A 20789-nucleotide genomic window follows, 5' to 3' on the forward strand; every position below is an offset into this window, starting at 1 on the left:
ATGTGCCTTGACCCGATTTTGGCGTTATGAACGTGTGGTTATCTCCTGCTTACGGAGGATCGGACTCATTGGCGATTGATGATGGTTTCAATCGTATTGAAAATCGGCAACTATGATCAATGGGTCTCGACTGGGTGTTTGTGGATAGTTAACCAAACAATTGTGGGTTTTGAGCAGTCGTGGTGTCTCACTTATTTTTCTTGTATAATGAAAGGCGTTGAATCAGAAAGGAGCGTCTTGTAGATGGACGGCATTCTCCCAGTTTACAAACCGGCTGGCATGACCAGCTTTGATGTGATCGCGCAATTGCGGCGACTCATCCATATGAAAAAAATTGGCCATTCAGGCACCCTTGACCCAAGTGTTGATGGGGTGTTGCCGATCGCATTAGGCGCAGCGACTAAAGCGGTGCCTGCGTTGATGGCTTTAGGCAAAACTTATACCGGAGAAGTCACGTTAGGCTTCTGCACTGAAACTGAAGATCTCGATGGCGCAGAAGTTGAACGCGTTCACTTGAACCAACCGTTTGATGAAACTCAAGTCGACGCGGCGCTGGCAAGCTTAACTGGCACGATCACCCAAGTCCCGCCGATGTTTTCGGCCGTGAAGGTCAACGGTCGGCGCTTATATGAGTATGCGCGCAAAGGTGAAACGGTTGAGCGTCCCAGTCGGCAGGTGACGGTATATAGCTTCAAGCGCACCAGTGAATTGAAATTTGATGCCGAATCTGGTGTGCAGACGTTCACCTTTGAAGCCAAAGTGTCGAAGGGGACGTATATTCGCACATTAGCCGTTGATGTTGGGCGCAAGCTTGAGGTACCAGCAGTGATGAGTCAACTGACGCGAATCGCTAGTGGTGGGTTCACCTTAGCGCAAACACTTGATCTACGCGAATTGACGCCAGAAACGGCAACGCAAGCAGTCGCGGAACACTTACGCCCAATCGAATATGCCTATGGCGATTTACCGTTAGTCGCATTGACAGCAGATCAGTGGGATCGCGTGCAGCATGGGCGCTTTTTACAATTAAAACAAACTACCGAAAAAATCGGTTTAACGTATCAAGGCGTGTTAAAAGCGGTCTATCAACAAGCAGACACGTTATATCGCCCAGATGTGATGTATTTAACCAACGAAGGAAGTCCAATAGATGCAAGTCATTGATATTCAACCCCCAGTCGTCAACCATCCGCAAACGCCGCAAGTCTTAGCCTTGGGGTTCTTTGATGGCGTCCACCGTGGTCATCAAGCGGTGATCACCCAAGCCAAACAAATGGCCACTGCCAAAAACATGCCCTTGGCCGTGATGACTTTTGATGTGCATCCTGCGGTGATCTATCAACATCAACCTGCCGACAGCGTAAAGTATTTGTCGCCGCGCGCCCGCAAAATTGAATTGATGCGCACGCTCGGAGTTGACGTGCTGTATTTCGTGCACTTCACGCCAGAATTTGCCGGCCTTGATCCCCAATCATTTGTCGACCAATATTTAGTCGGGTTAAATGCGGCAGTCGTTGTCGCCGGTTTTGATTATACTTACGGCAAAAAGGCGATCGCCAACATGCAGACGTTACCAGACTATGCGCAAAATCGCTTTGAAATCATTTCGGTCCCAGCGCATTTAGATGAAGGCGAGAAAATTTCCTCTACTCGCATTCGTGAAGCGTTAGATACTGGGGATGTCGATTTGGCCAATCGGCTGCTCGGCTACCACTATCACACCACCGGTTCCGTGGTGCACGGTGAAGCGCGTGGGCGGACGTTAGGTTTTCCCACAGCCAATATCGATACACCAAACGCTGAACGGCTACCTGGCATCGGGATCTACACCGTGCGCATGCAAGTCAATGGTCAATGGGTGCCAGGCATGGCATCCGTGGGCCGTAATGTGACCTTTGGTGCTGGCCGGGCCGTGACGCTTGAAATCAACTTATTTGATTTTCACGCGGACATTTACGGGCAATCGGTGGTGGTCGAATGGTTACATTACTTGCGCGGTGAAGTGAAGTTCGACGGCGCGCAAGGTTTGATCGATCAGTTGAATTTAGACCGCGAGCATTCGCTGACTTGGCTTGAAAAAGAGGCAAACTGATGGCAGGGGCTTATATCCATATTCCATTTTGTGAGCATATTTGTTATTACTGTGATTTCAACAAAGTCTTTATCGAAGGCCAGCCCGTCGATGATTACGTGGCGATGTTGTTGCGCGAAATGCAATTGGTAATGCCACAGTATCCCAATGAGCCGATCGAAACGGTTTATGTGGGTGGGGGCACGCCGACGACTTTGACACCCAAGCAACTCGATCAACTGTGTAAAGGGATCCGCGAGATCTTGCATTTTGAACATGGCGAATTCACCTTTGAAGCCAATCCTAATGACTTACAAGCTACTGAGAAGTTGCAAGTCTTGCATGACAATGGCGTCAATCGGTTGTCCATCGGGGTGCAAAGCCTTGATGATGATATTTTGAAGCGCATCGGACGCATCCATCGCGTCAAAGATGTTTACACTGCTATCGATAATGCGCGCAAAGTCGGCTTTGAGAATTTATCGATCGATTTGATTTTCCGCTTGCCGGGACAAAGTCGGGATAACTTCTTGCATAGTTTGCGGGAAACCTTGGCCTTGCAATTGCCGCACTATTCGACATACTCGCTGATTTTGGAACGGAAGACGATTTTTTATAATCTCATGCGTAAAGGCAAACTCACATTGCCAAGCCAAGATATCGAAGCGGATATGTACCAAGATGCGATCGATTTAATGCACGCCAACGGTCGCGAACAATATGAAATTGCTAATTTTGCGAAACCTGGATTTGAATGCCAACATAACTTGCTTTACTGGCAAAATGCGCATTACTTTGGCTTCGGCGCCGGTGCTTTTGGCTATTTAGGCCGTGATCGTTATCACAACTTCGGCCCGATTCAACAATATTTGGCGCCATTGCACGACCACAAGCTGCCAGTGATCGAACATCACTTGGTGCCTTTAGAAGAACAAATCGAAGAAGAAATGTTCTTAGGCTTACGGACGCGAGCCGGGGTCAGTCGCCAGCGGTTTGCCGATAAATTTCATTTGCAGATCCAAGATGTGTATGGTGAATTGCTCGATGATTTACGTCAGCAAGGTTTGGTCGAGCTCAATGGCGATCAAGTGCGTTTGTCTAACCAAGGCATGTTTTTAGGCAATGAAGTGTTCCAACAATTTCTCTTAGATGATCCGTTAGTATAAGACTCGGGCTTAGGGCTAATCAGTCCTAAGCCCGATTTAATAGGAAAAACTGCAATTTTTAGCACTCTACCCTTGACTATGCTAAGTGGGGTTGCTAGTATAGTAATTGTTAGTTAGCACTCCTATGGTGCTGTGTGCTAAGAAGAAGGTGGCAATATGTTGACGAAACGCCAACTGCTCGTTTTAAAAGAGATCATCCGCTCCTTCACGGAAACCAATCAGCCAGTCGGGTCCAAGACTTTAATGCAAGAGCTGCCGATCCATGTCAGCTCGGCGACGATCCGCAATGATATGGCAGCGTTAGAAGAAGCCGGATTGATCACTAAGACGCACAGTAGCTCAGGGCGCGTGCCCTCGACCAAAGGCTACCGCTTTTACCTTGACAACTTAGTCGAACCGGCGCAGGCAGAACCTGCCGAAATCGCCGCGATTCAGCAAGGTTTCGGTGGCCACTTTTACAAAATGGATGAAATCGTTGCCCAGTCGGCGCGCATTTTATCCAATTTAACCAACTACACGGCCATCACCCTTGGCCCTGAAGTTGCGCAACTCAAATTAACCGGTTTTCGCATGGTACCGCTGGGCAATCATCAAGTGATGGCGATTTTGGTCACCAGCAACGGCAACGTGGTCAACCAATTGTTCACGCTGCCTGGTGAAGTCGATTCCGAAGAAGTGGAAAAGGCGATCCGCATCGTCAACGACCAGCTCGTCGGCTTACCGCTGGCGCAAGTGGCTCAGAAGTTGACCACTGATGTCCCGGCATTGTTATTCCAATACATGTCCAGTCCTGATGGGTTCTTGGACATTTTCGGTAGCGTCTTGAAACAAGCTGCCGCGGAACGCTTTTATGTTGGCGGGCGGTTGAATCTAATGGATTACTTGGATGATTCCGACGTGCGCCGCGTCAAGCAGATCTTCAGCTTGTTCGACGATGACACCGGCGACATCAACCGCTTGATCGGCCCGATTTCATCCAAACAAGATGTCCAAGTGCATTTAGGTCAGGAATTGACCCCTGATGTTCTCGACGACTTGTCTGTGATCACTGCCAGTTATTCCGTCGGTGATCACGGTACCGGGATGATCGCGTTACTCGGACCGACCCAAATGCCGTATTCGAAAATGATCGGCTTGCTCGACGCCTTTCGTGAAGAGCTCGCTAAACGGCTGACCGATTATTATTCACATTTTGATCAATAAGAAGGAGGCCGCTCATGGCAGACGAACCAGAAGAAAAGAAGGATCAAAAGCAACCTGAACCTTCATTAAAAGAAGAAATCGAAGCAGAAATGAAAGCTGACCTCGACGAGCAAGTCAAAGAAGAACCAGTTGACATCAAAGTCTTGCAAAAAGAACGCGACGACTTTGAAGACAAGTACTTGCGCGCCGCCGCAGAAATCAGCAACATGAACAACCGTTTCAATAAAGAACGCGCGAGCTTGTTGCAATACGATGGCCAAAAGCTTGCGACTGCAGTGCTACCAGTGTTAGACAACTTGGAACGTGCGCTGCAATCCTCACAAGATGACAGCGATCCATTGAAAAAAGGCGTCGAAATGGTTTATAGCCATCTTGAAGCCGCATTGAAGGATAACAAGGTCGAAGCCGTGCCAGCAGAAGGCAAGTTTGACCCCACCATGCATCAAGCAGTTCAAACAGTGCCAGCGGATGACGATCATCCAAAAGACACCATCGTGCAAGTCTTACAAAAAGGCTACAAGATGAAAGATCGTGTCTTACGTCCGGCGATGGTGGTTGTCGCCAGCTAAGGCGGATGGGTTTCCAGTCAAGCACAAGTTTGCACTTGGTTGTGCTGACTTGTGCTTGGCTGGGAACCAAAGTTTTCGCGGTATCAGTCGTCGAGCTTTTGAAAACAACGCAGACCCGGCTAGCTACGCTCAACACTTCGGCCCAAAGTGCGGGCCAAACCGCGGGCCAAACCGCTGAGCTAGGCTACCCGGCCTGCTAAGATCGTTTTCAAAAACTCTGGTAAATTTGTTAATCAATTTTAAAAGAAGGTAGAACAATGAGTAAAGTTATTGGGATCGACTTAGGGACCACCAACTCCGCGGTTGCGGTGCTTGAAGGTGGCCAACCAAAGATCATCACAAACCCAGAAGGCAACCGTACCACGCCTTCCGTCGTCGCTTTTAAAGACGGCGAAATCCAAGTTGGTGAAGTGGCCAAGCGCCAAGCTATCACCAACCCAGATACCATCGTGTCCATCAAGCGTCACATGGGCGAAGCAGGTTACACCGTTAAAGTCGGTGACAAGGACTATACCCCTCAAGAAATTTCTGCACAGATCTTACAATACATCAAAGGCTTTGCCCAAGATTATTTAGGCGAAGATGTCACTGACGCTGTTATCACCGTACCTGCATACTTCAACGACTCCCAACGCCAAGCCACTAAAGACGCTGGTAAAATCGCTGGCTTGAACGTTTCTCGGATCGTCAACGAACCAACGGCTTCCGCCTTAGCTTATGGCTTGGACAAAGGCGACGCTGATGAAAAAGTCTTAGTTTATGATCTTGGCGGTGGGACTTTTGATGTGTCCATCCTGCAATTAGGCGATGGTGTTTTTGAAGTCTTGTCCACTAACGGTGATACTAAGCTTGGTGGCGATGACTTTGATAACAAGATCATCGACTGGTTAGTCGCAGAATTTAAGGCTGACAACAACATCGACTTGTCCAAAGACAAGATGGCGATGCAACGCTTAAAGGATGCCGCTGAAAAAGCTAAGAAAGACTTGTCTGGTGTTTCTTCCACGCAAATCTCCTTACCATTTATCTCTGCTGGCGCCAATGGCCCACTGCATTTGGAACGGACTTTGACTAAGGCCAAGTTCGACCAAATGACTGAAGACTTAGTTGAAAAGACTAAGATCCCAGTTGACAATGCCTTAAAGGATGCTGGCTTAACTGCATCTGACTTGGACAAAGTCATTTTAAACGGTGGTTCCACTCGGATCCCTGCGGTTCAAGAAGCCGTTAAGTCTTGGACTGGCAAAGAACCAGATCACTCCATCAACCCTGATGAAGCCGTTGCCTTAGGTGCTGCTATCCAAGGTGGGGTCATTTCTGGTGATGTGAAAGACGTTGTCCTCTTGGATGTCACGCCATTATCTCTTGGGATCGAAACCATGGGCGGTGTGTTCACTAAGTTGATCGATCGTAACACCACGATTCCAACGTCCAAGTCTCAAGTCTTCTCCACAGCTGCTGACAACCAACCAGCTGTTGACATCCATGTCTTGCAAGGCGAACGCCCAATGGCCGCTGACAACAAGACATTAGGTCGCTTCCAACTCACTGATATTCCTGCTGCCCCTCGTGGCGTGCCACAAATCGAAGTTAAATTCGATATCGATAAAAACGGGATCGTCCAAGTTTCCGCTAAGGATATGGGCACCGGCAAGTCACAAGATATCACCATCAAGAGTTCTAGTGGCTTATCCGACGAGGAAATCGATCGCATGATGAAAGAAGCCAAGGAAAACGAAGAAGCCGACAAAGCCCGCAAAGAAGAAGTGGACTTAAAGAACGATGTCGACCAGCTCTTATTCCAAACTGACAAGACCTTGAAGGACTTGAAGGGTAAGGTTTCTGACGACGAGATCAAGAAGGCTGAAGATGCTAAGGAAGCCTTGAAGAAGGCCCAACAAGAAAACAACATCGAAGACATGAAAGCCAAGCGCGATGATTTGAACAAGATCGTCCAAGACTTAACCGTTAAGCTGTACGAACAAGCCCAAAAGGAACAACAAGCCCAACAAGCAAGTGGTGCCCAAGGCGATGCGAGTGCTGCTAGCGACGACAAGAAGTCCGATGATGACGACACCATCGATGGCGAATACAAAGACGTCAACGATAAGAAGTAGTCTCTGCAAAAAACAAGAGATTCTCGACGCGCTTTTAGCAGGTCAGGTAGCCTAGATGATCGGTTTGACCCGCACTTTGGGGCGAATCGATCATCGTAGCTAGCTGCGCCTGCGTTGCGTCGCGAATCTCGACGAAGCCAAAGCCAGCTGGCTTTGGCTTTTTGTTTGAATCCAGAGGCTAGTCGTACTCGACGAAATGTGTTATTCTGGATTAGCTTTTGGTGCAGAGTTTAGGAGGCAATAATGGCTCAAAAAGATTACTATGATGTCTTAGGCGTTAGTCGCGATGCTGATGATGCCACCATCAAGAAGGCCTTCCGGCAACTTTCTAAGAAATATCACCCAGATATCAACCATGAACCTGGGGCCGAAGAAAAATTCAAAGAGATCAATGAAGCTTATCAGGTCTTGTCTGATCCGCAAAAACGGGCGGCATTTGACCAATATGGCTCTGCTGACGGTCCGCAAGGCGGATTCGGTGGCGGCGGTCAAGGCTTTAGCGGCTTTGGTGGCCAAGGTTTCAGTGGTCAAGGCACTGGGTTTGAAGATATCTTCAGTCAGTTCTTTGGCGGCGGTGGCCAACAACAACGGGCCAATTCCCCTCGCCAAGGGGCAGACTTACAATACCGCATGGACTTGAAGTTTGAAGAAGCGGTGTTTGGCAAAGACACCAAGATCTCTTATGATCGCCAAGCGTTGTGTCACACTTGTGGTGGCTCTGGCGCCAAACCTGGCACTAGCCCAATCACTTGTCACAAGTGCCATGGCTCAGGCTACATTCAAGTGCAACGCAACACCCCACTTGGTGCGATGATGAGCCAAGAAGTCTGCGACGTTTGCCGTGGGACTGGTAAAGAAATCAAAGACAAGTGTGTGGATTGCCACGGCACTGGTCACAAGAACGAACGCCACACCATCGACGTCAAAGTGCCTGCTGGTGTTGAAGACGGGCAACAAATGCGTTTGCGCGAAGCTGGTGAAGCCGGAACCAATGGCGGCCCTTATGGGGATCTGTACATTGTCTTCCGCGTTGCCCCAAGCGACAAGTTCGAACGCGATGGCGCGACGATTTACTTAAAGATCCCGATTTCTTTTGCTCAAGCGGCTTTAGGGGATGCCATCAAAGTCGACACCGTTCACGGCCAAGTCGAATTGAAGATTCCAGCCGGCACCCAAACCCAAAGCAAGTTCCGCTTGCGAGGCAAAGGGGCACCGCGCTTGCAAGGCAGTGGCATGGGGGATCAAATCGTCACGGTCAATGTCCAAACGCCAAAAAATTTGAATAGTAAACAAAAAGAGGCCTTGATGGCTTTTGCCGCTGCTAGCGGTGAAGACGTGACCCCTCGAGAGGGAAGCTTGTTTGATCGTGTGAAAGACGCGTTTAAAGGCAAGTAACCGTAAAGTGATGATCTGGTTGATGCCGGTCATCGCTTTTTTGTTGCGCCAATTTTCGCGAAGTGGTAGGCTAACGACAATTCACCAAAAAGGAAGTCGTCTATATGTTGCCCATTATTGCTATCACTGCCGATACACTGATCGATCATTCACCGATGATCAATCAACACAATGCGGATATGGCGCCAAGTCCGATCAAGGAAGCGGTGCTTGCCGCCGGTGGGGTACCGATCATTTTCCCGGTGCCCAGTTCACTTGAAGACGTTGATGTGATGGTGGCGGCGTTGGGGCCTCGCTTTGATGGCTTGATTTTACCAGGGGGGCCAGATGTTGACCCAACGACTTACGGACAGGAGCCTCAGCCGCGATTAGGGCGGACGAATTATCTGAAAGACGCGTTTGAAATCGCCTTGGTCAAGGCTGTGCTAAAAGCGGGAAAACCGATTTTTGCGATTTGTCGAGGATTACAAATTGCTAATGTGGCGATGGGCGGAACGTTGTATCAAGATTTACAAGGCGTCGCCACAATCAAACATATCCAAGCGGCGCCAGGAAATTTTCCGACGCATCATGTCAAATGTGTGCCTGCCAGTCGCATCGCCTCGCTAGTTGGCACCAGTAGTTTCGTCAACTCCCCGCATCACCAAGCGGTTGCCCAACCAGCACCAGGCTTAAGCGTCACCGCGCAGGCCCAAGATGGGGTGATCGAAGCCTTGGAAGGGGAGCATTTCTTAGGCGTGCAGTGGCATCCAGAAAATCTTTGGCAACAAGATCCGACGCAATTCAGCTTGTTTACCGACTTGGTTGCGCGCGCCCAGCATTGACAAAAGCCTTCCACATTTCTCGTGTGGAAGGCTTTTGTCGTCAGTGACATTGGGCTAAGAAGTTGACCAAAATCTGCTTGCCCACTTCAGGGTCGGTCATAATCGATTCAGGATGGAATTGGACGCCGTAAACTTTTTTGACGTCGTTTTCGATGGCCATAATGCTGCCGTCGTCTGCCACTGCCGTTAAGGTGAGATCGTCAGGCGCTTCATCGACGACTAACGAATGATAGCGCGCGCCAGTGAATTGGGTCGGGCAATCTTTAAATAGATTACTTTTACCTTGGACGGTGATGGTTGAAGGTTTACCATGCATCAAATGTTTGGCGGCAACGACTTTTCCGCCGAATGCTTGACCGATGGCTTGTTCGCCGAGGCACACCCCAAAAATCGGCACTTTGCCGATCAGGGCTTGAATCATTGCCGGCATATTGCCCGCATTTTCTGGGCGGCCAGGGCCAGGGGAGAAGACGACCCCACTTGGTTGTTTGGCCAATAGTTCCTCTGCCGTGAGGTCATCATTGTGCACCACGGTGATCGGCTCATTCGTCAAGGTGCCCATCAGTTGATACAAGTTATAGGTGAAGCTGTCGTAATTATCGATTAAATAAATCATGCGCGCGCCTCCAAAGCATCCTTGACCCCAGAGATCTTGTTGTTGAATTCTTTGTATTCCAAGCGCGGATCCGAATCCGCCACGATCCCAGCCCCTGATTGCATGAAAATCGTGTCGCCTTTGCGGAAGCACAAGCGGATCCCAATGGCAAAGTCCAAATCCCCATTGTAATCAAAATACCCTAGTGCGCCACCATAAAGACCACGCTTCTGCGGTTCGAGTTCATCGATAATACTCATCGCACTTTGCTTCGGCGCCCCTGATAACGTCCCAGCAGGTAGCAATGAGTCGATGATCTGCATGCTGGTGGTCGTTGGCTTGGCTTTGGCTTCAACCACAGAGCCTAAATGCATGACGTTGGCGAATTTCAACAAGGCGCGCGTACGGGTGACGGCGACGGTGCCGAATTGACTGACCGCGCCGAGATCGTTGCGCCCGAGGTCGATCAACATGTTATGTTCGGAAAGTTCTTTTTCGGAGTGTTGAAGTTCATCGGCTAACGCTTCATCTTCTTCAGACGTGCGGCCGCGACGACGCGTCCCAGCTAACGGGTAGGTGAACAAGGTATCCTCACGGCGACGGATCAGAGTTTCTGGTGAAGCCCCAAGCGCTTCATAATCCCCAGCTTGAAAATAAAATTGATAAGGCGTCGGGTTCTTGGCAAAAAGACTGGCCGCTTGGCTGCGCAAGTCGCCTGAAATCGTGGCGCGTTGTTGGTTGGCCATGATCAATTGGAAAATATCCCCAGCCACGATATGCTTTTGGGCTTGGCGGACCCGCGCTTCAAAGGTATCTTCATCAAAAGTCATCTGCAGCGGTGTTGTGAACTTGAATGGTGTTGGGCGGTAAGTGGCGGCGCCATAAGTGATTTGTTCGCGTAAGGCACTTAATTTGGCGATGATTTTATCAAAAGTTGTTTGCGTCAGTTCAGCAGTTGGGACAATGTGGCTGATGGTGACCATTTGCTTGTCGCGTTCATAAGCGATTACCGTTGGCACCACAAATAATTGCGCGTCGGGCAGTTCATGATCATCTTCGGCTTGTAAGTCCAAGTGGTTCTTGGCGTATTGGGCGTATTCATAAGCGAAATACCCAGCGACGCCACCAGTAAATACCGGTAAACCTTCGAGATGCGGGGTACGTTGTGCTTTTAACAATTGGTCGATCACTGGGCCAAGGGGTTCAGTAGTAGTTTGCGTGCTACCGTTGATGGTGGTGGTCAATTGGCCATCGCGGTAATCATATTCTGCAGTCGTTTCAGCGGCGATCAAGGTAGTGCCTTCATCGGCTGAGCGCAACAAAACCGCACGTTTGTCGTCAATATTTAATCGGTTGAGTACCGCCAAGCTATCAAAATCAGGTTGGCGATATTGGATCACAACAGGAACTGCAGGGAATTCATTTTGGTATTCAATTAAATCAGTATATTTCATCGGGTGTCCTCCAAAGACGGATCAGTGACTGTCAGCACCCGAGTTGCCATCGTTTGAACATGTTTTTCCTCCAAGTCGTCGAGCAAATTACCGCTAAATGCAGTGTCAATTGCTCTGGAATACAAAAAGTCCGCCCTAAACACTTGTCAAGGACGGACTGAGATCCGCGGTACCACCTGGATTCGCACAAAACTGTGCGCACTTTGCGAAGGTCCAACAACCTCCCGGAAACTGACGTATTCCTCCACGTGACTTCATACTAGCTAGGCGTTCCGAAGTCCCCTCGACGGTCCATTTGATCAAGTGCCACGGTCGTATTCTCAACAATAACGACTCTCTGTGCGCGCGGCTTGACCCATTCTCCGTCTCAACGGTTTATGAGCGAACGATTAATTTACGCTGACTATACTCCCAAAACCTCATGAGAGCAAGCCTTTTTGTGAAAAAAATCCAAGGGGCTAAAATCACGCCACATGCGAAACTTTGGTATACTGTAAGAAAGAGATTTTGAAAGAGAGCGAACAATGGATAAAGAAGCCTTACTAGATCGCCAAAAACACATCCGCAACTTTTCGATCGTGGCGCATATCGACCACGGGAAATCAACGCTGGCGGATCGGATCTTGGAATTGACCGACACCATCGCCAAACGCGACATGCAAGCACAAGTCCTCGATGACATGGCACTGGAGCGGGAACGCGGGATCACGATTAAGTTAAACGCCGTGGAATTGCATTATCAAGCCAACGACGGCGAAACTTACATTTTTCATTTGATCGACACCCCAGGGCACGTGGACTTCTCTTATGAAGTTTCACGTTCTTTGGCCGCGTGCGAAGGGGCACTGCTGTTAGTTGATGCGGCGCAAGGTGTTGAAGCCCAGACGTTGGCTAACGTGTATTTGGCTTTGGATGATGATTTGGAAATCGTGCCGATCATCAACAAAGTCGACTTGCCAAGTGCCCAACCAGAAGTCGTCAAGGAAGAAATCGAAGAAATGATCGGCTTGGATGCCTCTGAAGCCGTCTTAACATCGGCCAAAACTGGCTTAGGCATCCCCGAAGTGTTGGAACGTATCGTCTCAGACATTCCAGCACCTAGTGGCGACATTGATGCGCCGCTGGAAGCGTTGATTTTTGACTCGGTGTACGATTCTTATCGTGGGGTGGTTTTAGCCGTTCGCGTTAAGCAAGGGATCGTCAAACCTGGCGACAAAATCGAATTGATGTCCAACGGCAAACAATTTGAGGTCACCGAAGTTGGGGTGATGTCACCTAAAGCTGTTGCCCGCGATTTCTTGATGGTCGGGGATGTGGGCTATATCACGGCCTCCATCAAAACCATTCAAGACACCCGCGTCGGCGATACGGTGACCTTGGCCGATAATCCTGCGGAAAAAGCCTTGGATGGTTTCCGCCAAATCACACCGATGGTTTACTCTGGGGTCTTCCCAGTGGACAACGCCAAGTTCGTGGACTTGCGCGAAGCCTTGGAAAAACTGCAATTAAACGACGCGTCCTTGGAATTTGAACCAGAAACTTCGCAAGCATTGGGCTTTGGTTTCCGTGTCGGCTTCTTAGGGTTGCTCCATATGGATGTCGTGCAAGAACGGCTTGAGCGTGAATTTAACTTGGACTTGATCATGACCGCGCCGAGTGTGGATTATCAAGTCGATCAAACTGATGGCACGCAAATCACCATTGATAACCCGTCTGAATTGCCAGACGCTTCTGAAATCAAAGAAATTCGTGAACCATACGTGAAAGCCTCGATCATGGTGCCGAATGATTACGTCGGCCCAGTGATGGAAATTGCCCAACGCAAACGTGGTGAATTCGTGACAATGGATTACTTGGACAAATACCGTGTCAATGTGATCTATAACTTGCCATTGTCCGAAATCATTTACGATTTTTTTGATGACTTGAAGTCTTCGACCAAAGGTTACGCCAGCTTAGATTATGAAATCACCGGCTACCGTGCTTCTGATTTGGTCAAGATGGATATCTTATTGAACGGCGATCCCGTCGATGCGTTGTCGACGATCGTTCATAAAGATTTTGCCTTTGAACGCGGCAAGGCCATTGTTGCCAGTTTGAAGCAAACCATTCCGCGGCAACAATTTGAAGTGCCGATCCAAGCGGCCATTGGCAACAAGATCATCGCGCGCTCGACCGTTAAAGCTTACCGCAAGAATGTGCTGGCCAAGTGTTACGGTGGCGATATTACTCGGAAGCGTAAATTACTGGAGAAACAAAAAGCGGGTAAGAAGCGGATGAAATCTGTGGGCTCTGTCGAAGTTCCGCAAGCCGCCTTTATGTCGATCCTCAACATGCACTCGGAAGATACTAAAGGCAAGTAAATTTTCGGTACAGCATTAATCAAAAAGCATCTCCAATACCAAAACTTGAGTTTGGGCATTGGGGATGTTTTTTCGATAGGAGTCGATTGTGTTTGAAAATTTTTTGCACCAAAAGGCTTGGCAGGCGTGTTACCAAGAGTGTTGGCGCAACCACATATGCAAAGTGGTCGATTGCCCCAAGAAATGCAAATGAACACTGATCATTTTGCCATTACGTTGAACGACCATAACCACGCAGAAATCATTGATGCGATGATTGGGTGTTTTCAGAATGTTCTTTAAAATCCGGAATTGAATGATAGTCGAGTCCAGCGAATACCATTTCAAACTCTGTTTCTTAGCAGTACAATAAAACCATTGTGTTTTCAGAAACTGGAGAGGGTTGAAATATTTGGTATCAAAAAGTTGGCGTTTAACTGCTGCGGGGGTCGTGGCAGTGTTGTTTGGGCATGAGATTGCCAGTTTTGTGTTAAAAGGGTTCGGACTCAAAACTCTGACTGTTTTAGCAATCGGTGAAGTGATCAGTCTGGCTTTACTGATTTTACTGATGGGCAGTCATTGGCGTCAAATCATGACGATTTCACCGAAACATTTAGGCGTTGGCATCGCCATGATTTGGCCGGCTGCGTTCATCATATTGATTAATATGATGGCTGGAATTCAAACAGACGCTTCAATCAGCCATCGAATTTTGGCCGTAGTGGTCGCCTTGATGGTTGCAATCTTTGAAGAAGGGTTATTTCGAGGTGTCATCTTCGGCACGCTGCAAGAGATGAAATGGCCTGCTCAGCTATGGGGACAAATGGCAGTGTCGGCAGTGATTTTTGGTGGCATGCATCTGTTCAACTTATTTCACAGTGCAGCTTGGCAAGGCACGTTGCTGCAAGTGATCTATGCATTTGCTTTAGGGATGCTGTTTGCTGCGGTGACTTACCGGACGCAAAGCTTATTGCCCACAATTTTGTGTCATTGGCTGATCGATGCGGCGGGGTTGCAGGGCAGTCAAGCCGTTGCGGGTAATCCGAATTTTGTTAGCATCGTGATTTACCTTGTTTTCAGTGGTGTCACGCTACTTTGGGCGTTGTGGCTCACACGGCCGTCCAAACAAATTGCATAGCTGATCTCAATCATCCTATTTTGGCGTAGGGTGATTTTTTTCACCCGAAAACACAAAAAGACCCAAGCCAACCAAGGCTTAGGTCACGTGGTACAGATTTCATTATTCACCGAGATGTTTCTTCTTCGGCGCAGTCTTGGCTTTCAAACTATCCGATTCTTTGTAGCCGAACAGATATACCAAGGTGAATGCGGCAATCGTCGTCACGGTTGAAACAATGAAGAAGTTCAACAAGTTTGACGGGTTGGCGTTGCTGGCAAACGAAGGGAAACCGATCCAACTGCCAGTGAAGCCATACATATCAACGCCGAGCAAGCCGTTGAGCAACCCACCGATGGCAGCGCCGATGCTTGAGAACATGAACACACGGCCATACTTCAAATTGATCCCATACATGGCCGGTTCGGTGATGCCAACGAAGGCAGAAATCGCAGCAGACAAGGACAAACCAGAAAGGGCTTTGTTGTTGCGAGTCTTCACCCAAACGGCCAATGCACCAGCACCTTGGGCAATCATGGTGACGGAGACAATCCCGTTTAAGACGGAGTGGCCACCAGGCACAGAAAGTTGTGCCGAAATGATCGGAATCACCGCCCAGTGTAAGCCGAAGATAACCAGCACTTGATACAAGCCGCCGATGATCATGCCAGACAAGGCGAGGTTCAAGTTGAGTAACGCTTGTAAGGCCGCGGAGATCCCAGTGGAGATCAAGGTGATGATCGGGCCGACGACGATGAGTACCGTCATACCGACTAAGAAAATTTCAACTAGTGGGGAGAAAATCATCCGCAACATCACTGGCATCCATTTTTTGATCCAAGGTTCGACTTTTGACGCCATCCATGCGGCAAAAATCATCGGGAAAATGGAGTAAGTGTATTGGGGGATGTGGATCGGAATGCCGAAGAAGTTCGAGTTGATCGTCATCCCCAGTACCGTACCAAAGGATTTCCCGCCAGCGACCACTTGCACCAATGATGGGTAAATCAGGAAAGCGCCGATAATGGCTACGATGACCGGGTCGCTGCCGAGCTTTTGGGCGGCGGTAAAGCCGACGAGCACTGGCAGGAAGTAGAAGGTCGCATCCCCCATGGCATTGATCAGCATATAAGTTTGGCTGGTGGTGGAGACGCCGCCCCAAGTGGTCAAAATAGTCATGATCCCTTTGAGCATCCCACTAGCCGCTAACAGGCCGATGATCGGAATCATGGAACCGGTGATCACACCGATCAAACTAGAAGCCCCACGTTTGGTTTTACCCCACAAGCTTTGATCTTGGGCCGCCGCTTCAGTTTCAGCAGTAATTTGGGCCGTGGCTTCAGGATTGGCAAAGCCAGGTCCAAGTTGTTTGATGGCTTCATCATAAACATCGGTGACTGTTTGGCCGATCACGACTTGGTATTGACCAGCCGCGCGCGCCACATCGATAACACCGGGAATTTCTGCCACCGCGCCGTCGTCGGGAACGCTTTCATCTTTGAGGTAAAAGCGTAAGCGGGTGATACAATGAATCAAACTCTTGACGTTGTTTGGCCCACCAACTGCGGCAATGACATCGCGGGCTGTGACCGCGTATTGGTTCTTTTCATCCACGTTTGTCACCGGTTTAGTGGTTGGTGTCTTTAGGCTGAGATCAGCTGCGGTGTTGCCAGCTTGCACTTCGCCAGCGTGTAAATCGATGCTGTTTAAAATGTCGGCAGTGTTGGTGATGGCGACAATGATCGTCGTTTTCATACCAGCAGCGCGAATCGCTTCCAGATCCATCGACCCGATAATATCGCCGGCGTTCACTTGGGCGTCGACATGCGTATCGATTTCAAATGGGGCGCCTTTGAGTTCGACGGTGTCGATCCCCATGTGAATCAGAATTTCCACACCACTATCAGTGCGGATACCGATGGCGTGCTTGGTGTCGGCGATCAACACAATGCGACCGCTGGCAGGGGCGACGATTTGGTTGCTGGTTGGCTCTACCCCAAAGCCCTCGCCCATGGTCTTCTGGGCGAAAATGGGATCGCTGACGTCAGTGATCGGCATTAATAATCCGGTGGCAGGCGCCACTAAGACTGCATTTTTCATGATGCTCCTCCTTTTAATGTAACAACGCGACGGTGCCATAGGCTGGCAAGGTGATCGTTGCTGTTGGTTTAAATGATGACAAATTGGTGATCAAGACTTGCGCATCTTGGAACTGGTCTGGAATTGGGACTTGGATCTCATGGTCGGCAAAATTGTTCAATACCAGTAAATTTTGAGCTTGATAATGGCGAACATATCCGTAAAGCCAATCGATGTTTTCGCCAAATGGCTGATAGTCGCCTTGGGAGATTACATGATATTGTTTGCGCAAGGTGATCAGTTTCTGATAAAAGGCGAAAATCTTTTGGCTGACTGGGGCTTGCACGTTGACTTCAGCCTGGTTAGTCGAATGTAGCCAAGGGGTGCCAGTGGTAAAGCCAGCAGTTGCGGAATCATCCCATTGCATCGGGGTGCGCGAGTTATCGCGGGCTTTGGCATGGACAATGGTGAAGGCGTCATGATCAGACAGCCCTTGTTCAAGCAACGCCTTGTAAGCATTGTGGGCTTCGACATCGACATAATCATCCATCGATGTGTAATCCGGGTCAGACATACCGAGTTCTTCGCCCATGTAGATGTAAGGCGTGCCGCGACTGAGATGAATGCTGGCGGCTAACAGGGTCGCACTGGCAAAACGGTCAGATTTAGGATCGGCGAAGCGATCGATGGCCCGCGGCTGATCATGGTTGTTCCAAAATAACGCTTGCCAACCGCCGCCTTGCGCCATGCCAGTCCCCCAAGTGTGCAAGAGCTTGCGCAGCGCGTTGAAATCATAGCGCATGGCGGTCCATTTTTGACCATCGACGTAATCAACTTTCAAATGATGGAATTGAAACACCATTGAAAGCTCCTGGTTATCAGGCTTGGTGTAGGCGATCGCTTGTTGCAAACCAGTCGAGCTCATTTCACCAACTGTGACGGAATCGGGATCTTGACCAAAGGAATTCGCCGCTAACTCCTTAATATAAGTTTGCACGATCGGCGTGTCGGTGTACAAAAATTTGCTTTCTTTGCCTGGTTCTGCGTCAACCAACTGTTCAGCTTTGCCGATCACATTCAACACATCAAAGCGGAAACCACGCACGCCTTTGGCACGCCAGAAGTTGACCACTGCCGCCGCTTCTTGACGAACTTCTGGGTTGTGCCAGTCCAAGTCGGCTTGGGTGCGGTCATATAAGTGCAGATAATATTTGCCGGTGTTGCCAAAAGCTGACCAAGCGGGGCCGCCGAATTTCGATTGCCAGTTGGTCGGCAAGTCGCCATTGGGTTTAGGATCGCGCAAGTAGTAATAAGCTTGATACTTGGCGTCGCCAGATAACGCTTTTTGAAACCAGGCGTGAGCGGTGGATGTGTGATTGAGCACCATATCCAACATGACGCCCATATGATGTTGCGAGAGTTTGTCGATCAGTTCTTCAAAGTCGGCCATGGTGCCAAAGCGGGGGTCGATGGCCCGATAATCCGCAACATCGTAACCGCTATCATTTTGTGGCGAAACGAAAAAGGGGTTGAACCAGATCATATCGACATTTAAGCTGACCAAATAGTCGAGCTTTTGAATAATGCCACGGAGATCGCCAATGCCATCGCCGTTTGAATCGTAAAATGATTTTGGATAAAGCTGATAGATCACTTGATCTTGTTGCATAACGTCCTCCTATGCACGCCGGGCAAATTCTTGAAAGCGAAAGCGGTCAGCACGATGGCGTGACTCTGTATACTGAAACGCGGTGGTATCTTCTAAACTGGTGACACTTTTGACCACCACCACGGAAGCATTGGCGTCTAAGTGAAGCAATTGTTGATCTTGCGCAGTTGCAGGCTCTACGGTGATTTCTTTTTTGGCGTAGGCAATGGTCAAATGCAGCTGCCCTTCAAAATACGCGTAAAGCGAATCTTCGGCGACAGCTTTGGAAATCGCTGGCACCACATCGCCGTTGATATAGTCGATATCGATAATCACCGGCTCACCATTGACTTCGCGCAAGCGCACCAGACGCGTGGTGGTGCAAGGCTTAGCGTGCGGGTCGACGGCTTTGAAGTTGGCGATCGGCAACGGCATCTGCGTGTTTTCGATCATCGTGGTGGTGGTTTTAAAATTCAACCGTTGGCTGAGTTCTTTATAACTGATCACACCAGACACTGGAAACACATATTGCTGGCGGTTGATCACTACCGAGCCGCGACCTTTTTGCGATTGGATGAAGCCTTGATCACGCAGTTTCGCTAGCGCTTTGCGAATTGTATCGCGCGATGCGCCGTATAGGCTGGCTAAGGCATTTTCGCTGGGTAACAAGGTGTCAGTGGCATAAACGCCGGTGTCGATTTTTTGCTTTAAGTCTTGATAGACCAAATCTAGTTTTGTCATGTGATACCCTCTGTAATCGCTTTCGACATGTATAGAATATCCTGTACGTACAAGATCGTCAAATCGTGTCAATTCAACAGCGTACAGCTTCATAATCTTGTACGTACAGATTAACAAATTAAACGCTTAGAGGCAATTTTATTAACGGGGTGAAACTAGACCAATTATGACAAGAGATGAATAAAATACTGATAACCATCAACTTTAAAAAATAATTGGGCTTTTTTCACTTGTAGGCTCCAAAACCGACATGTTTCAGTGCATCAAAAAACTCGACTGAAATTTAGTCGAGTCGTAGGGGTTCCGATTTTTAAATTATGCTGCCAATCCTGGTACCGCCAAAGTCAAGGCCACTTGTTCGTCGATGGTCAACGGGCGACCGATCACCCGAGGAAGATCGTCCAACAGTTTGTCAGCTTCAAGCTCACCGACGCTGTTTTGTGAATGAAGCCGCACCATGCCGCGGCTAGCGTGTTGTTTGGTAATGGTCCAATTGGCGATGGTAATAGGAAGTTTCATCTATATCACCTCATGATCCATTATACAAACAATAGTTCGCTTACGCAAGTTTAGTTAGTGAAAGGGTAAAGCACCCGAAAGCGCTCGATCACCACCATGGAACTGGCAGGGTCGAAGGTCAACCCGGCTTGCGCATAAGCGTCTTTAAAAAAGCGGGCGTGTTCTCGCCGCCAGTAAGCCAAACTCATATCGCCTTCACCTTCAAGCTGAGCTTGGGTGGCATCGACTGAGGCAAAGGGAACAATGAACGTGTCTTCCAAATAGGTGACGGCGACTGGCTGTTGTTGGCCATTCAACACCACATTGATATCGCCGACTTCAGGCATCGGGTCATGGTCATGCATGTAAAGCTCAAAGCCGCTACTGGTGGCCGTTTTCTTTCCTGAAACGATCAAGTCGGCAATGGTGTTTGCTAATTTCGGAGAATCGCCGAAACTTTCCGCGTGGCGATAGGTCAGATCAGGATCGAGGGCGAGTTCAGCTTTAGCAGTGTTGAAAAATTCGTCGATAGTTGGCATAACGGCTCCTTTTAATGAAAAATCCGCCGGCGCATGTCGACGGAAAGTAATTTAGAATTCTTTTTGGTCTGCTTGGGACAATTGTGGCTTAACCACTTGCCAGTGCATATCTTCAGCTAAAGTTTCTTCAGCGTCGGCACGCGTTTGGATCTTGTCCATGTTCCAAACAATATTTGAGATCTTCCCGCCGACGAAATCAAAAGGCTCGGTATAAATGTAGCCTTCCTCAGACGATTTTTCACGAGATTTGCTCAAGGCTTCAGCCAATTCTCGGGCATAAGCCATATCGTGAAGTTCAGGGATTTCTTTTTCCGTAACATAACCGGTGGCGTTCACAGCGTCATCAGCTTTTTTAACCATTTCTGCAGTTGCAGACATGATGAAACAACTCCTTTTGTTGCAGTCGCTGGTTGGAGTTGGGCTGTTGATTT

The 20789-nt window shown here is 48.9% G+C and carries 18 protein-coding genes; 10 read left to right on the plus strand and 8 right to left on the minus strand.

Annotated elements, in window-relative coordinates:
- The first annotated feature begins 243 nt into the window (after positions 1 to 243).
- From truB to FD01_RS14800, 8 genes are all read left to right on the plus strand, one after another.
- On the plus strand, positions 244 to 1164 hold the full coding sequence (gene truB, locus FD01_RS14765; RefSeq protein WP_056965089.1) for a tRNA pseudouridine(55) synthase TruB: 921 nt from the start codon (positions 244 to 246) through the stop codon (positions 1162 to 1164).
- Entirely contained in the window at positions 1151 to 2092 is a 942-nt protein-coding gene (gene ribF, locus FD01_RS14770) for a riboflavin biosynthesis protein RibF (RefSeq protein WP_056965091.1), read from the plus strand. Before truB ends, ribF begins: the two co-directional genes overlap by 14 nt.
- The gene (gene hemW, locus FD01_RS14775; RefSeq protein ID WP_056965093.1) at positions 2092 to 3237 is read left to right on the plus strand and encodes a radical SAM family heme chaperone HemW; all 1146 of its coding nucleotides are present in this window, start codon (positions 2092 to 2094) and stop codon (positions 3235 to 3237) included. The genes ribF and hemW overlap by 1 nt, the downstream gene beginning before the upstream one ends.
- Positions 3238 to 3393: 156 nt before the next feature.
- Entirely contained in the window at positions 3394 to 4440 is a 1047-nt protein-coding gene (gene hrcA / locus FD01_RS14780) for a heat-inducible transcriptional repressor HrcA (RefSeq protein WP_054714245.1), read from the plus strand.
- 14 nt (positions 4441 to 4454) lie between these two features.
- On the plus strand, positions 4455 to 5009 hold the full coding sequence (grpE, locus tag FD01_RS14785; RefSeq protein ID WP_056965095.1) for a nucleotide exchange factor GrpE: 555 nt from the start codon (positions 4455 to 4457) through the stop codon (positions 5007 to 5009).
- A 257-nt stretch (positions 5010 to 5266) separates the two neighbouring features.
- Positions 5267 to 7126 (plus strand): molecular chaperone DnaK, encoded by a 1860-nt coding sequence (dnaK, locus tag FD01_RS14790; protein ID WP_056965097.1) that lies wholly within the window; start codon positions 5267 to 5269, stop codon positions 7124 to 7126.
- 243 nt (positions 7127 to 7369) lie between these two features.
- Positions 7370 to 8521, plus strand: a complete 1152-nt coding sequence (gene dnaJ, locus FD01_RS14795; RefSeq protein ID WP_056965099.1) for a molecular chaperone DnaJ — start codon at positions 7370 to 7372, stop codon at positions 8519 to 8521.
- A 104-nt stretch (positions 8522 to 8625) separates the two neighbouring features.
- Positions 8626 to 9345, plus strand: a complete 720-nt coding sequence (locus tag FD01_RS14800) for a gamma-glutamyl-gamma-aminobutyrate hydrolase family protein (protein WP_054714239.1) — start codon at positions 8626 to 8628, stop codon at positions 9343 to 9345.
- A gap of 40 nt (positions 9346 to 9385) precedes the next feature.
- Here the strand turns inward: FD01_RS14800 and FD01_RS14805 are convergent, their stop codons facing one another.
- Entirely contained in the window at positions 9386 to 9961 is a 576-nt protein-coding gene (locus FD01_RS14805; RefSeq protein ID WP_056965101.1) for an anthranilate synthase component II, read from the minus strand.
- Positions 9958 to 11394, minus strand: a complete 1437-nt coding sequence (locus tag FD01_RS14810; protein WP_056965103.1) for an anthranilate synthase component I family protein — start codon at positions 11392 to 11394, stop codon at positions 9958 to 9960. Before FD01_RS14810 ends, FD01_RS14805 begins: the two co-directional genes overlap by 4 nt.
- 524 nt (positions 11395 to 11918) lie before the next feature.
- Here FD01_RS14810 and lepA point away from each other — a divergent pair.
- Positions 11919 to 13757, plus strand: coding sequence for a translation elongation factor 4 (gene lepA / locus FD01_RS14815; RefSeq protein WP_056965105.1), 1839 nt, complete (start codon positions 11919 to 11921; stop codon positions 13755 to 13757).
- Positions 13758 to 14139: 382 nt separating this feature from the next.
- Entirely contained in the window at positions 14140 to 14874 is a 735-nt protein-coding gene (locus tag FD01_RS14820; RefSeq protein WP_054714224.1) for a CPBP family intramembrane glutamic endopeptidase, read from the plus strand.
- Between the two features lie 102 nt (positions 14875 to 14976).
- Here FD01_RS14820 and FD01_RS14825 read toward each other — a convergent pair whose 3' ends face one another.
- The 6 genes from FD01_RS14825 to FD01_RS14850 all read right to left on the minus strand — a co-directional run bounded on the left by FD01_RS14825 (position 14977) and on the right by FD01_RS14850 (position 20736).
- A complete protein-coding gene (locus FD01_RS14825; RefSeq protein ID WP_054714221.1) occupies positions 14977 to 16953 on the minus strand; it encodes a PTS sugar transporter subunit IIABC in 1977 nt (658 codons plus the stop codon).
- A 13-nt stretch (positions 16954 to 16966) separates the two neighbouring features.
- Positions 16967 to 18601, minus strand: coding sequence for an alpha,alpha-phosphotrehalase (gene treC / locus FD01_RS14830; RefSeq protein ID WP_056965107.1), 1635 nt, complete (start codon positions 18599 to 18601; stop codon positions 16967 to 16969).
- A gap of 9 nt (positions 18602 to 18610) precedes the next feature.
- Complete coding sequence (treR, locus tag FD01_RS14835) at positions 18611 to 19321, minus strand: trehalose operon repressor (protein ID WP_056965109.1); 711 nt, start codon at positions 19319 to 19321, stop codon at positions 18611 to 18613.
- Positions 19322 to 19636: 315 nt separating this feature from the next.
- Positions 19637 to 19840, minus strand: a complete 204-nt coding sequence (locus tag FD01_RS14840) for a hypothetical protein (RefSeq protein WP_054714215.1) — start codon at positions 19838 to 19840, stop codon at positions 19637 to 19639.
- Positions 19841 to 19890: 50 nt separating this feature from the next.
- A complete protein-coding gene (locus tag FD01_RS14845; RefSeq protein ID WP_056965111.1) occupies positions 19891 to 20358 on the minus strand; it encodes an ASCH domain-containing protein in 468 nt (155 codons plus the stop codon).
- A gap of 51 nt (positions 20359 to 20409) precedes the next feature.
- Complete coding sequence (locus FD01_RS14850; RefSeq protein WP_056965112.1) at positions 20410 to 20736, minus strand: hypothetical protein; 327 nt, start codon at positions 20734 to 20736, stop codon at positions 20410 to 20412.
- Between the last annotated feature and the right edge of the window lie 53 nt (positions 20737 to 20789).

The organism is Lacticaseibacillus manihotivorans DSM 13343 = JCM 12514 (assembly GCF_001435035.1).
GTDB classification, from domain to species: Bacteria; Bacillota; Bacilli; order Lactobacillales; family Lactobacillaceae; genus Lacticaseibacillus; species Lacticaseibacillus manihotivorans.

Bases quoted from the DNA above. Each gene is read 5' to 3' on its own strand.
- truB (WP_056965089.1), top strand. From the start codon at position 244: ATGGACGGCATTCTCCCAGTTTACAAACCGGCTGGCATGACCAGCTTT.
- ribF (WP_056965091.1), top strand. From the start codon at position 1,151: ATGCAAGTCATTGATATTCAACCCCCAGTCGTCAACCATCCGCAAACG.
- hemW (WP_056965093.1), top strand. From the start codon at position 2,092: ATGGCAGGGGCTTATATCCATATTCCATTTTGTGAGCATATTTGTTAT.
- hrcA (WP_054714245.1), top strand. From the start codon at position 3,394: ATGTTGACGAAACGCCAACTGCTCGTTTTAAAAGAGATCATCCGCTCC.
- grpE (WP_056965095.1), top strand. From the start codon at position 4,455: ATGGCAGACGAACCAGAAGAAAAGAAGGATCAAAAGCAACCTGAACCT.
- dnaK (WP_056965097.1), top strand. From the start codon at position 5,267: ATGAGTAAAGTTATTGGGATCGACTTAGGGACCACCAACTCCGCGGTT.
- dnaJ (WP_056965099.1), top strand. From the start codon at position 7,370: ATGGCTCAAAAAGATTACTATGATGTCTTAGGCGTTAGTCGCGATGCT.
- FD01_RS14800 (WP_054714239.1), top strand. From the start codon at position 8,626: ATGTTGCCCATTATTGCTATCACTGCCGATACACTGATCGATCATTCA.
- FD01_RS14805 (WP_056965101.1), bottom strand. From the start codon at position 9,961: ATGATTTATTTAATCGATAATTACGACAGCTTCACCTATAACTTGTAT.
- FD01_RS14810 (WP_056965103.1), bottom strand. From the start codon at position 11,394: ATGAAATATACTGATTTAATTGAATACCAAAATGAATTCCCTGCAGTT.
- lepA (WP_056965105.1), top strand. From the start codon at position 11,919: ATGGATAAAGAAGCCTTACTAGATCGCCAAAAACACATCCGCAACTTT.
- FD01_RS14825 (WP_054714221.1), bottom strand. From the start codon at position 16,953: ATGAAAAATGCAGTCTTAGTGGCGCCTGCCACCGGATTATTAATGCCG.
- treC (WP_056965107.1), bottom strand. From the start codon at position 18,601: ATGCAACAAGATCAAGTGATCTATCAGCTTTATCCAAAATCATTTTAC.
- treR (WP_056965109.1), bottom strand. From the start codon at position 19,321: ATGACAAAACTAGATTTGGTCTATCAAGACTTAAAGCAAAAAATCGAC.
- FD01_RS14840 (WP_054714215.1), bottom strand. From the start codon at position 19,840: ATGAAACTTCCTATTACCATCGCCAATTGGACCATTACCAAACAACAC.
- FD01_RS14845 (WP_056965111.1), bottom strand. From the start codon at position 20,358: ATGCCAACTATCGACGAATTTTTCAACACTGCTAAAGCTGAACTCGCC.
- FD01_RS14850 (WP_056965112.1), bottom strand. From the start codon at position 20,736: ATGTCTGCAACTGCAGAAATGGTTAAAAAAGCTGATGACGCTGTGAAC.